The 11687-nt window shown below is 58.7% G+C and carries 11 protein-coding genes and 1 rRNA gene; 6 read left to right on the plus strand and 6 right to left on the minus strand.

Annotation, left to right across the window (positions count from 1 at the left end):
- The first annotated feature begins 76 nt into the window (after window positions 1-76).
- From rrf to AC30D7_RS09395, 5 genes are all read left to right on the plus strand, one after another.
- Window positions 77-192: ribosomal RNA gene (gene rrf, locus AC30D7_RS09375) — 5S ribosomal RNA — on the plus strand.
- Window positions 193-341: 149 nt separating this feature from the next.
- Window positions 342-1001: a paraquat-inducible protein A gene (locus tag AC30D7_RS09380; protein WP_490133852.1), complete on the plus strand. Its 660-nt coding sequence runs from the start codon at window positions 342-344 to the stop codon at window positions 999-1001.
- Window positions 988-1611, plus strand: coding sequence for a paraquat-inducible protein A (locus AC30D7_RS09385; protein ID WP_490133853.1), 624 nt, complete (start codon window positions 988-990; stop codon window positions 1609-1611). The genes AC30D7_RS09380 and AC30D7_RS09385 overlap by 14 nt, the downstream gene beginning before the upstream one ends.
- Window positions 1604-3907, plus strand: coding sequence for a PqiB family protein (locus AC30D7_RS09390; RefSeq protein ID WP_490133854.1), 2304 nt, complete (start codon window positions 1604-1606; stop codon window positions 3905-3907). The genes AC30D7_RS09385 and AC30D7_RS09390 overlap by 8 nt, the downstream gene beginning before the upstream one ends.
- 129 nt (window positions 3908-4036) lie before the next feature.
- On the plus strand, window positions 4037-4978 hold the full coding sequence (locus AC30D7_RS09395; RefSeq protein WP_490133855.1) for an AEC family transporter: 942 nt from the start codon (window positions 4037-4039) through the stop codon (window positions 4976-4978).
- A 129-nt stretch (window positions 4979-5107) separates the two neighbouring features.
- On the opposite strand, the gene AC30D7_RS09400 is transcribed toward AC30D7_RS09395, so the two are convergent.
- The 6 genes from AC30D7_RS09400 to gatC all read right to left on the minus strand — a co-directional run bounded on the left by AC30D7_RS09400 (window position 5108) and on the right by gatC (window position 10374).
- Window positions 5108-5488, minus strand: a complete 381-nt coding sequence (locus tag AC30D7_RS09400) for a carboxymuconolactone decarboxylase family protein (protein ID WP_490133856.1) — start codon at window positions 5486-5488, stop codon at window positions 5108-5110.
- Complete coding sequence (locus AC30D7_RS09405) at window positions 5485-6546, minus strand: calcium/sodium antiporter (protein ID WP_490133857.1); 1062 nt, start codon at window positions 6544-6546, stop codon at window positions 5485-5487. The genes AC30D7_RS09400 and AC30D7_RS09405 overlap by 4 nt, the downstream gene beginning before the upstream one ends.
- Before the next feature lie 50 nt (window positions 6547-6596).
- Window positions 6597-6971 carry a septal ring lytic transglycosylase RlpA family protein gene (locus tag AC30D7_RS09410; RefSeq protein ID WP_205888793.1) on the minus strand — a complete coding sequence of 125 codons (375 nt, stop codon included), beginning with the start codon at window positions 6969-6971 and terminating at the stop codon, window positions 6597-6599.
- Window positions 6972-7162: 191 nt separating this feature from the next.
- Window positions 7163-8608 carry an Asp-tRNA(Asn)/Glu-tRNA(Gln) amidotransferase subunit GatB gene (gene gatB, locus AC30D7_RS09415; RefSeq protein WP_490133858.1) on the minus strand — a complete coding sequence of 482 codons (1446 nt, stop codon included), beginning with the start codon at window positions 8606-8608 and terminating at the stop codon, window positions 7163-7165.
- Between the two features lie 10 nt (window positions 8609-8618).
- On the minus strand, window positions 8619-10070 hold the full coding sequence (gene gatA, locus AC30D7_RS09420) for an Asp-tRNA(Asn)/Glu-tRNA(Gln) amidotransferase subunit GatA (RefSeq protein ID WP_490133859.1): 1452 nt from the start codon (window positions 10068-10070) through the stop codon (window positions 8619-8621).
- 16 nt (window positions 10071-10086) lie between these two features.
- The gene (gene gatC / locus AC30D7_RS09425) at window positions 10087-10374 is read right to left on the minus strand and encodes an Asp-tRNA(Asn)/Glu-tRNA(Gln) amidotransferase subunit GatC (protein ID WP_007901429.1); all 288 of its coding nucleotides are present in this window, start codon (window positions 10372-10374) and stop codon (window positions 10087-10089) included.
- Between the two features lie 210 nt (window positions 10375-10584).
- Here gatC and mreB point away from each other — a divergent pair, with 210 nt between their 5' ends.
- On the plus strand, window positions 10585-11622 hold the full coding sequence (mreB, locus tag AC30D7_RS09430) for a rod shape-determining protein MreB (RefSeq protein ID WP_002555108.1): 1038 nt from the start codon (window positions 10585-10587) through the stop codon (window positions 11620-11622).
- Window positions 11623-11687 lie beyond the last annotated feature (65 nt).

The raw sequence follows: 11687 nt of genomic DNA on the forward strand, positions 1-11687 counted from the left end.
TAATTCACAAAAGCCGCACAAATTATCGCATACCCAATTTGCTGAAGCGTCGAAAGACGGTTCGGTACCCGAATTTCTTGACGACCATAGAGCATTGGAACCACCTGATCCCATCCCGAACTCAGCAGTGAAACGATGCATCGCCGATGGTAGTGTGGGGTTTCCCCATGTGAGAGTAGGTCATCGTCAAGATTAAATTCCGAAACCCCTATCTGCGTATGCAGGTAGGGGTTTTGTTTTGCCCGCAGAAAAAATCTACTTCTCTGGCAACACAAAATTGCACAGTTATTTTCGAGTCAGGACACTAGAATAGGTCCAACTTTTTTGGAGCCAGAGCCTTTATGCCAGATCCGGTTGACGCCCCTGGGCTGTCAGATTTACCACTGGACGGTTTGGTAGCGTGTCATGAGTGCGACTTGTTGATGCGCAAGCCTGAACTCGCTCATGGAGAGAAGGCCATCTGTCCACGTTGCGGCTATGAGCTGTATGCCCATCGGCACAATGTCGTGCAGCGCAGTCTCGCCCTGGTCATTGCCGCACTGCTGTTGTTTATCCCGGCGAACTTTTTACCCATCATGCAGCTCCATCTACTCGGACAGTCATCGAATGACACTGTTTGGAGCGGCGTTGTTGGTCTGTTCGATACCGGCATGCAAGGTGTAGCAGCAGTGGTATTTCTCTGCAGCATGGGGATTCCGCTGCTAAAGCTGCTCTGCCAATTGGTCGTGCTGTTGAGTATCCGCTTCGATATCGGACGCAGCTACGGTTTGCTGCTCTACCGCATTTATCACCATCTACGGGACTGGGGGATGCTTGAGGTTTACCTCATGGGCGTGCTGGTCGCGATCGTCAAATTGGCCGATATGGCAGCGATTACCGTAGGTTTTGGTCTGGTGTGCTTTATCGGATTGTTGTTGGTCCAGGTCTGGCTGGAAGTGGTGATGTCGCCACACCAGATCTGGCAGGCTTTATCAGGAGAAGATGCCCATGCGGGCGATTGATGCGGGCATTCTGATTTGTGCCGAATGCCACGAGTTGAACAAGCAGGAAGCCGGCACTGACGAGCAGGTCTGCACCCGCTGTGGCGCGTTGGTGCATGCGCGTCGACCGGACAGCCTGATGCGTACCTGGGCGCTGCTGATCACCGCTGCGATTATTTATATCCCGGCCAACGTGCTGCCCATCATGACCGTCAGTTCCCTGGGGCAGGGCGATCCAAGCACTATTATGTCCGGCGTGATCCAACTGGTTCAGCACGGCATGATTCCAATCGCCGCTGTGGTTTTTATCGCCAGTATTCTGGTACCCACGTTCAAACTGGTGGGTATCGGATTGCTGCTGTTTTCGGTGCAGCGCCGCCAGCCACTCTCGGCGCGGCAGCGTATCTGGATGTACCGCTTTATCGAATTCATCGGCCGCTGGTCGATGCTCGACATTTTTGTGATCGCCATCCTGGTGGCAGTTGTGAATTTTGGACGGCTTGCCAGTGTCGAAGCCAATCTTGGCGCCATCGCCTTCGCCAGCGTGGTGATTCTGACGATGCTTGCCGCAGTAACTTTCGATCCCCGACTGATTTGGGATAACACGGAGTCGGACGACGACCATGACTGATTTGCCTACAGCGAAAACCCGACCGGCCTCTAACTGGTCTGCCATTTGGGTGTTGCCCCTGATCGCCTTGCTTATCGGCGGCTGGCTCGCCTGGCGGGCCTATAGCGAGACAGGCATCGAGATTCATGTGCGCTTCGAAAGCGGCGAAGGTATTCAGGCCAACAAGACCGAAGTCGTTTACAAAGGCATGTCGGTCGGTAAGGTGAAAGCCCTCACACTCGATGACGAAGGCAGCGCCAAAGGCGTGATCGCCACCATCGAGATGAATAAGGACGTGGAACAATACCTCAGGACCAGCACGCGTTTCTGGCTGGTCAAACCGAGCGTAACCCTGGCCGGTATCACAGGCCTGGAGACGCTGGTCTCGGGTAACTATGTGGCCGTCAGCCCGGGAGAAGGCGAGCCGACCCGCAAGTTCAAGGCTTTGGCCGAAGAGCCGCCGCTGTCAGACGCCAAGCCCGGTCTGCACCTGACCATCAAGGCAGATCGTCTCGGTTCGCTGAATCGCGGCAGCCCGGTATTTTACAAGCAGATCCAGGTCGGTCAGATCAAAAGCTACGTGCTGTCCGCCGACCAGAGCACTGTCGAACTCAAAGTCTTCATTGAGCCAACCTACGCCGGCCTGGTGCGTAAACACACACGATTCTGGAATGCCAGCGGCATCAGTATCGACGCGAACCTCTCTGGCGTAAAAGTGCGTAGTGAGTCCCTCGCCAGCATCGTCGCTGGTGGTATTGCGTTTGCTACACCGGAAAACCGCAAGGACAGCCCGCCCACCGATCCCAGCCTGCCGTTCCGTCTTTATGAAGACTTCGATGCAGCCGCCGCCGGTATTCGGGTCAAGGTCAAACTCAGCGATTTCGAAGGCCTGCAGGCCGGTCGTACTCCGGTGATGTACAAAGGCATTCAGGTCGGCAATCTGAAAGCGCTCAAGATTGACCCGGACCTTTCCAGTGCAACCGCCGAGCTGACGCTCGACCCATTGGCTGAGGATTATCTGGTCACCGGCACACAGTTCTGGGTGGTCAAACCATCGATTTCGCTTGCCGGTATCACCGGCCTGGAAGCATTGGTCAAAGGTAACTACATCGCTGTACGCCCTGGCGACAAGGGTGGCGCACCGCAGCGCGAGTTCGAAGCGCGGGCCAAGGCGCCACCGCTGGATCTGCGTTCGCCAGGCCTGCACCTGGTGCTGTTCACCGAAAACCTCGGTTCACTGGAAGTCGGCAGTCCGATTCTCTACAAGCAGGTCAAGGTGGGATCGGTGCAGAGCTACCAGTTCTCCCGCACCAAAAAGCAGTTGGTAATTGGGGTACACATCGAGAAGGAATACGAGGGGCTGGTCAACGCTTCGACGCGCTTCTGGAATGCTAGCGGTATCACGCTGACAGGTGGGCTGACCGGTGGCATCCAGGTCAAAAGTGAGTCGTTGCAAAGCCTGATGGCTGGCGGCATTGCTTTCGAAACCCCACAAGCCAAAGCGCCGTTGCAGAAGCGCATTCCACGTTTCCGTCTGTTCGCCAGCCATGAAGAAGCAAATCAGAAAGGCGCCGTGGTGACCATCAAGGTCGATCGCGCCGATGGTCTGCGCACGGGCACACCGATCCGGTTCAAAGGCCTCGACGTCGGCAAGGTCGAAGACGTTGACCTCAGCGACGACCTGCAATCGGTGCTGCTGACTGCGCGAATCACGGAAGTGCCGGAGCGTATTGCTCGGGTGGGCAGTCAGTTCTGGGTGGTCAAACCTGAATTGGGTCTGATCAAGACGTCCAACCTTGAGACGCTGGTGACTGGGCAGTACATCGAAGTGCAGCCGGCGCCGAAAAATCTCGGTCCGCAAAAGGACTTCATAGCACTGGCCAATCCCCCGGAAACCGCCAAGGAAGAGGCTGGTTTGAGCCTGGTATTGAGTGCTGCTCGTAGAGGTTCTCTGAAGACCGGTGTACCCGTCACCTATCGCGAAATCACGGTGGGCAAGGTGACTGGCTATGAACTGGGGCAGACGGCAGATCGAGTGTTGGTACACATCCTGATCGAGCCGAAGTATGCGCCATTGGTGCGCAGTGGCACGCGGTTCTGGAACACCAGTGGTTTTGGTTTTGACTACGGCTTGTTCAAAGGCGCAACCATACGCACCGAATCGCTGGAGACGCTGATCCAGGGTGGTATCGCCTTTGCCACACCGGATGGCGACCGCATGGGTGTCCCGGCGCGGCCCGAACAAACGTTTCCGCTGTTCGACAAGTTTGAAGATGAATGGCTGACTTGGGCGCCGAAGATTTCTATCGGTAAGTAACCCGAGGTTAATTTGGCGTTTATCAGGACGTCTTCGCGGGCAAGCCGGCGAAGACGGTCTAACAGACGCCGACGTCTCCGGTGGCTTATCATTAGCCCCCTAACGACGCCCACCCAAGGTTCCTCCGGCATGCTGGCTATTTTCCTCGAAACCCTGAATATCACCGCGCCGGTGTTTGCCATGCTGTTACTGGGTGTGCTGCTCAAGCGCATCGACTGGATCAACGACAACTTCATCCATACCGCGTCGGCCCTGGTGTTCAACGTCACCATGCCGGCGTTGCTGTTTCTGGGCATCTTGCATGCTGACCTGCACGCTGCGTTGCAACCGGCGCTGCTGATCTACTTCTCGGTCGCGACCCTGATGTGCTTTGCAGTTGCCTGGGGTTGGGCGATCTGGAAATGCCCCCGGGAAGATCGGGGCATTTACACCCAAGGCGCGTTTCGCGGCAATAACGGGGTAATCGGCCTGGCCCTGGCGGCGAGCATGTACGGCGACTATGGCATTTCCCTTGGGGCGATTCTCGCGGCGCTGGTGATCCTGTTTTACAACACGCTCTCAACCATTGTGCTGGCGGTCTACAGCCCGGTGATCAAGTCTGATCCGTGGAGCATCTGTAAAAGTGTGATGGTCAACCCGTTGATCATCAGCGTGTTTGCGGCGGCGCCATTTGCCTATTACGAAATCGGTTTGCCGGGGTGGCTGGAAAAGTCCGGCCAGTACCTGGCACAAACCACTTTGCCGTTGGCGTTGATCTGCATCGGTGGCACGTTGTCGCTGGCGGCGATGCGCAAAAGCGGGACGATGGCGCTCAGTTCAAGCCTGGTGAAGATGATCGGCCTGCCGGTGCTGGCGACACTCGGTGCCTGGCTCTGGGGCTTTCGTGGGGCGGAGTTGGGGATACTGTTTCTGTACTTCGGCAGCCCGACCGCCGCGGCCAGTTTCGTCATGGCCCGGCAAGCCAATGGCAATCATGAACTGGCGGCAGCGATCATTGTGATTACTACGCTGATGGCGGCGGTGACCACTAATATCGGGATCTTTTTGTTGCAGTGGGGTGGGTGGATTTAGCTTCAGGATTTGTGGTGTTTTTTAGATCCATTTCGCGAGCAAGCCGGCTTCCACAGGGGAATGCACTCCAAATGTAGGAGCGGGCTTGCTCGCGAAGACGGCTGAACCGCCACCAGAAATGTCAGCGGCTTACTCCGGTATTTGGTAGGTATCGATCACTTCCTGCGCCGCCCGAAATGCATCGATCGCCGCCGGCACACCGGCATACACCGCGCAATGCAGCAGTGCTTCGCGAATCTCTTCCACAGTGCAGCCGTTGTTCAACGCACCGCGCACATGGCCTTTCAATTCTTGCGGGCACTTCAACGCGGTTAGCGCGGCGAGGGTGATCAGGCTGCGGGTTTTCAGCGGCAAACCTTCGCGGTTCCATACACCGCCCCAGGCGTGCTCATTGACGAAGTCCTGCAACGGCTGGGTGAACTCGGTGGCGTTGCCCAAGGCGCGGTCGACGAAGGCATCGCCCATTACTTGGCGGCGGATTTCAACCCCGGGCTTTTTATCAGTGCTCATGGCAATTCCCTCTTGTGGTGTTGGCGACGCCAGGCGCGTAGCGAGGTGAACAGCAAAAACGCCACCAGCGCCGGCAGGACGAAAAACAGCATCAGGTGTTCGAGCTTGCCGGCCAGCGGCATACCTGTGGTGAACGACACCACGTGCAGCCCATAGGCCAGGTACAAGCCCAAAAACAGCAAGCCTTCGGCGCGAGTCACCCGGTAGCCGGAATAGAACACCGGCAGGCACAGCACTGCGACGCCGAGCATCACTGGCAAATCGAAGTCCAGCGCATTGGGCGAGACCGATAGGGGGGACGGCGCAATCAACGCGGTCAGCCCCAGTACGCCCAAGAGGTTGAACAGGTTGCTGCCGATCACGTTGCCCACCGCGATGTCTCGTTGGCCACGCAATGCGGCGATCAATGAAGTGGCCAGTTCCGGCAAGGAGGTGCTGACGGCGACGATGGTCAGGCCGATGATCCGCTCCGACAACCCCAGGTCGGTCGCGACTGCCACCGCGGCGCCGAGCAGTAAATGCCCGGCGAACACCAGCATCGCCAGTCCGACGACAATCATTAGCAAACTGCTGAACCACGGTGCCTGCGGCGCTTCATGAGCCGCCAATGGCGGGCGTGTCGAGTGTCGCGACTGACGCAGCAGCAAACCCAGATACAGCGCCAGTGCGGTCAGCAGGATCACGCCGTCGACCCGAGTCAGTTCTTCATTCCACGCCAGTACGGACACCAGCAGGCTGGCGCCGATCATCAGTGGAATATCCAGGCGCACCAATTGCCGCGAAACCCGTAGCGGAATAATCAGTGCGGAGAGCCCGAGGGTGACGAGGATGTTGAAGATGCTGCTGCCGATCACGCTGCCGACGGCAATGTCGGCGTTTTGCGTCAAGGTGGCTTGCAGGCTGACCGCCATCTGCGGTGCGCTGCTGCCGAGGGCCACGATGGTCAGGCCGATGATCAGTGGTCGCACATGCAGTCGCGCGGCCAGGCGTACGGCGGCGCGCACCATCAGTTCGGCGCCGGCGATCAGTAAAAACAGACCGCTGAGTAATTCAATCACGCTGATCAGGGGTAAATCGGTCAGTCCGAAAATAGTCAGCGCTCCGTCTATCAGTCGTCGAGAGCTTGCACGCGAACCTTCGCGGTGCCGCTGCGCAGCATGCCCAACTGTTCGGCCGCTTCACGGGATACGTCGATCAGGCGCCCACGGGAATACGGCCCGCGGTCGTTGATGCGTACCACGCAGGATCTGTCGTTATTCAGGTTGGTAATCTTCACTCGGGTGCCGAACGGCAACTGGCGATGGGCAGCGGTCAGGCCATGCTGGTTGAAACGCTCACCGCTGGCGGTGCGTTTGCCATGGTGCTTGGCGCCGTAATACGAAGCCGTGCCGGTCTTGTCGTAACCGTGTGGATCGACGGTATCGGTACTGGCACAACCGGCCAGCAGAGAGAGCAGGGCGCATGCGCTGAGCAGACGTTTCATTTGGACGGCTCCCAAAATAAGTGTGGCGAGGGAGCTTGCTCCCGCTCGACCAAGAAGCGGTCGCAAAATCGGCCGATGCATTCTCGCTGAAAGAGTGCGGTTGCCGATTTGGGCCTGCTTCGCAGACCAGCGGGAGCAAGCTCCCTCGCCACAAGGAATGGAGCCAATATTGAGAGCTGGCTCCATTCTCATCAGCCTTCGAGCTTGCTTTTAAGCAGTTCGTTGACCTGTTGCGGGTTGGCCTTGCCTTTGGAGGCTTTCATGGCCTGGCCGACGAAGAAGCCGAACATCTTGCCGCGTTTGGCTTCGTCTGCCGCGCGGTACTGTTCGACCTGTTCGGCGTTGGCCGCGAGCATTTCGTCCAGCACCGCCGAGATTGCGCCGGTGTCGGTCACTTGCTTGAGACCGCGCTTGTCGATGATCTCGTCCGCGCTGCCTTCACCGTTGGCCATGGCTTCAAATACCACCTTGGCGATCTTGCCGGAGATGGTGTTGTCCTTGATGCGCAACAGCATGCCGCCCAGTTGCTCGGCCGAAACCGGCGACTGCTCGATATCCAGGCCTTGCTTGTTCAACAAGCTGCCCAGTTCAACCATGACCCAGTTGGCCGCCAGTTTGGCGTCGCCACTGATGCTCACGACTTTCTCGAAGTAATTGGCTTGCTCACGGCTGGTGGCCAGGACGCTGGCGTCATACACCGACAAACCGAACTGCTGCTGGAAACGCTCGCGTTTCTGCGGCGGCAGTTCCGGCAGGGTGGCGCGCACCTCGTTGAGGAACGAGTCCTCGATGACCACCGGCAGCAGGTCCGGGTCGGGGAAGTAACGGTAGTCGTTGGCTTCCTCTTTGCTGCGCATCGGACGGGTTTCGTCCTTGTTCGGATCGTACAGGCGAGTCTGCTGGATCACTTTACCGCCGTCTTCGATCAGTTCGATCTGGCGTTGCACTTCGCTGTTGATCGCCTTCTCGATGAAGCGGAACGAGTTGACGTTCTTGATCTCGCAGCGAGTACCGAACTCGGCCTGGCCTTTCGGACGGATCGACACGTTGCAGTCGCAACGCAGCGAGCCTTCGGCCATGTTGCCGTCGCAGATGCCCAGGTAGCGTACCAGCGCGTGGATCGCTTTGACGTAAGCCACGGCTTCCTTGGCGCTGCGCATGTCTGGCTCGGAAACGATTTCCAGCAGCGGCGTGCCGGCACGGTTCAGGTCGATGCCGGTGGCGCCGCTGAATTCTTCGTGCAGGCTTTTACCGGCGTCTTCTTCCAGGTGTGCGCGGGTGATGCCAACGCGCTTGACCGTGCCGTCTTCTAGGGCGATGTCCAGGTGGCCCTTGCCGACGATCGGCAATTCCATTTGGCTGATCTGATAGCCCTTGGGCAGGTCCGGGTAGAAATAGTTTTTACGGGCGAACACGTTGTGCTGGCCGATCTCGGCATCGATGGCCAGGCCGAACATCACCGCCATGCGCACCGCTTCCTGGTTCAGCACCGGCAATACGCCGGGCATGCCAAGGTCAACCAGGCTGGCCTGGGTGTTCGGCTCGGAACCGAAAGTGGTGGAACTACCGGAAAAGATTTTCGACCGGGTGGTGAGCTGGGTATGAATCTCCAGCCCGATCACGACTTCCCATTGCATGTGTTTCTCCTTAGAAGCCGGTTGGGGTGCGGGTGTGCCAGTCAGTGTTCTGCTGATACTGATGGGCAACGTTCAACAGGCGACCTTCCTGGAAATACGGGGCGAGCAGTTGCACGCCGACCGGCAGGCCATCGACAAAACCTGCAGGCATGGACAAGCCCGGCAGACCGGCGAGGTTGGCGGTGATGGTGTAGACGTCTTCCAGATACGCGGCGACCGGATCGTTGTTCTTGGCGCCGAGCTTCCAGGCCGGGTTCGGCGTGGTTGGGCCGAGGATAATGTCGACCTCATTGAAGGCCGCCATGAAGTCGTTCTTGATCAGGCGACGGATCTTCTGCGCCTTCAGGTAGTAGGCGTCGTAGTAACCGGCCGACAGCGCATAGGCGCCGACCATGATCCGGCGCTGCACTTCCGGGCCGAAACCTTCGCCACGGGAACGCTTGTACAGGTCTTCCAGGTTTTTCGGGTCTGCGCAGCGATAGCCGAAACGCACGCCGTCGAAACGCGACAAGTTGGAGGACGCTTCTGCCGGAGCGATCACGTAGTACGCAGGAATGGCGTGCTGCATGTTTGGCAGGCTGATTTCCTTGATCACGGCGCCGAGCTTTTTCAGCTCTTCAACGCTGGCCATGATCAGGTCGGCGATGCGCGGGTCCAGGCCTGCGCTGAAGTATTCCTTCGGCACGCCGATGCGCAGGCCTTGCAGCGAACCGTTGAGGCCGGCGCTGTAATCAGGCACGGGCTCGTCAATGCTGGTGGAGTCCTGCGGGTCGAAACCGGCCATGCCTTGCAGCAGGATCGCGCAGTCTTCGGCAGTGCGGGCCAGCGGGCCACCCTGATCGAGGCTGGACGCGTAGGCAATCATGCCCCAACGCGAAACACGACCGTACGTCGGTTTCAGGCCGGTGAGGTTGGTCAGCGCGGCAGGCTGACGAATCGAGCCGCCGGTGTCGGTGCCAGTCGCTGCCGGCAACAGACGAGCGGCCACCGCCGCCGCGGAACCGCCGGACGAGCCGCCCGGAACGTATTCCAGGTTCCACGGGTTTTTCACCGCGCCGTAGTAGCTCGACTCGTTGGCCGACCCCATGGCGAATTCGTCCATGTTGGTCTTGCCCAGGGTCACGGCCCCGGCAGCGGCCAGTTTGGCGACCACGGTGGCGTCGTACGGTGCCTTGAAGTTGTCGAGCATCTTCGAGCCGCAGCTGGTGCGGATCCCCTGGGTGCAGAACAGGTCTTTGTGGGCGATCGGCGCGCCGAGCAGGGCGCCGCTCTCACCGTTGGCCCGACGTGCGTCAGCGGCTTTCGCCTGCTGCAGCGCCAGGTCTTCGGTGAGGCTGATGAAACTGTTGAGCTGCGGGTCGAGCTGGGCGATGCGCGCCAGCAGGACTTTGGTCAGCTCTTCGGAAGAAAACTTTTTATCGGCGAGTCCGCGGGCGATCTCGGCCAGAGTCAATTGATGCATTGCAGGCTCTTTCCCTTTAGTCGATGACTTTCGGAACCAGGTACAGGCCGTTTTCGACCGCTGGTGCGATGGACTGATAGGCCTCGCGATGATTGGTCTCGGTCACGACGTCTGCACGCAGGCGCTGGCTGGCTTCCAGTGGGTGGGCCAGCGGCTCGATACCGTCGGTATTGACCGCTTGCATTTCGTCGACCAGCCCGAGAATGCTGTTCAGGGCCGAAGTGATGTGTGGAAGATCGGCATCATTGAGGCCAAGGCAGGCCAGATGAGCGATTTTTTCCACGTCGGAGCGTTCAAGCGCCATGGGATTCTCCAGTGGAAAACAAAACGGACCGCGTCCGTGTGTTAGATTGTCGGAACACTACCGCATATCTACGGTCTCAGGGCCGCGATTGTGGTGCTTGGTGCACAGAAAAGCAGCCAATTTAACATATTGGCGCCTTGCCCAAAATCCCTGTCGTTGTTAGAGTTTGCCGCACTTTTTTACCCACGCGTTGCCTAGGGTCCCTTTCCCATGTTCAAGAAACTGCGTGGCATGTTTTCCAGCGATCTTTCCATTGACCTGGGCACTGCCAACACCCTTATTTACGTGCGCGAGCGCGGAATCGTCCTGAATGAGCCATCGGTTGTGGCTATTCGGACACACGGTAACCAGAAAAGTGTCGTGGCTGTCGGCACCGAGGCCAAGCGCATGCTCGGCCGTACACCGGGCAACATTGCTGCCATTCGTCCGATGAAGGACGGCGTGATCGCCGACTTCAGCGTCTGCGAAAAGATGCTGCAGTACTTTATCAACAAGGTTCACGAAAACAGCTTTCTGCAGCCTAGCCCTCGTGTGCTGATCTGCGTTCCATGCAAATCCACCCAGGTTGAGCGTCGTGCCATCCGTGAGTCGGCCCTCGGTGCTGGCGCCCGTGAAGTGTTCCTGATCGAAGAGCCAATGGCTGCCGCGATCGGTGCCGGCCTGCCGGTTGAAGAAGCCCGCGGTTCGATGGTCGTCGATATCGGTGGTGGTACCACTGAAATCGCGCTGATTTCCCTCAACGGTGTGGTCTATGCCGAATCCGTGCGGGTTGGCGGCGACCGCTTCGACGAAGCGATCATCACCTACGTGCGTCGTAACTACGGCAGCCTGATCGGCGAATCCACCGCCGAGCGCATCAAACAGGAAATCGGTACGGCCTACCCGGGCGGCGAAGTTCGTGAAGTCGACGTTCGTGGCCGTAACCTGGCCGAAGGCGTTCCACGCGCATTCACCCTGAACTCCAACGAAGTGCTGGAGGCTCTGCAAGAGTCGCTGGCCACTATCGTTCAGGCAGTGAAAAGTGCGCTGGAACAATCGCCTCCGGAACTGGCTTCCGATATCGCCGAGCGTGGTCTGGTACTGACCGGTGGTGGCGCTTTGCTGCGCGACCTCGACAAGTTGCTGGCCCAGGAAACCGGTCTGCCGGTGATCGTCGCGGAAGACCCGCTGACCTGCGTTGCTCGCGGCGGTGGCCGTGCATTGGAAATGATGGATAAACACACCATGGACCTGCTGTCGAGCGAGTGATCTCGCCCGATGCATCTATGCTGGTGAGCCCGCAGGCAGCACTTTGCAGTGCTGCCTGTTGGCGT

It is taken from the genome of Pseudomonas sp. DF5, assembly GCF_058148225.1.

What these genes read in the sequence shown, in the direction of transcription:
- AC30D7_RS09380 (WP_490133852.1), top strand. Translation starts at nt 342, where the DNA reads ATGCCAGATCCGGTTGACGCCCCTGGGCTGTCAGATTTACCACTGGAC.
- AC30D7_RS09385 (WP_490133853.1), top strand. Translation starts at nt 988, where the DNA reads ATGCGGGCGATTGATGCGGGCATTCTGATTTGTGCCGAATGCCACGAG.
- AC30D7_RS09390 (WP_490133854.1), top strand. Translation starts at nt 1,604, where the DNA reads ATGACTGATTTGCCTACAGCGAAAACCCGACCGGCCTCTAACTGGTCT.
- AC30D7_RS09395 (WP_490133855.1), top strand. Translation starts at nt 4,037, where the DNA reads ATGCTGGCTATTTTCCTCGAAACCCTGAATATCACCGCGCCGGTGTTT.
- AC30D7_RS09400 (WP_490133856.1), bottom strand. Translation starts at nt 5,488, where the DNA reads ATGAGCACTGATAAAAAGCCCGGGGTTGAAATCCGCCGCCAAGTAATG.
- AC30D7_RS09410 (WP_205888793.1), bottom strand. Translation starts at nt 6,971, where the DNA reads ATGAAACGTCTGCTCAGCGCATGCGCCCTGCTCTCTCTGCTGGCCGGT.
- gatB (WP_490133858.1), bottom strand. Translation starts at nt 8,608, where the DNA reads ATGCAATGGGAAGTCGTGATCGGGCTGGAGATTCATACCCAGCTCACC.
- gatA (WP_490133859.1), bottom strand. Translation starts at nt 10,070, where the DNA reads ATGCATCAATTGACTCTGGCCGAGATCGCCCGCGGACTCGCCGATAAA.
- gatC (WP_007901429.1), bottom strand. Translation starts at nt 10,374, where the DNA reads ATGGCGCTTGAACGCTCCGACGTGGAAAAAATCGCTCATCTGGCCTGC.
- mreB (WP_002555108.1), top strand. Translation starts at nt 10,585, where the DNA reads ATGTTCAAGAAACTGCGTGGCATGTTTTCCAGCGATCTTTCCATTGAC.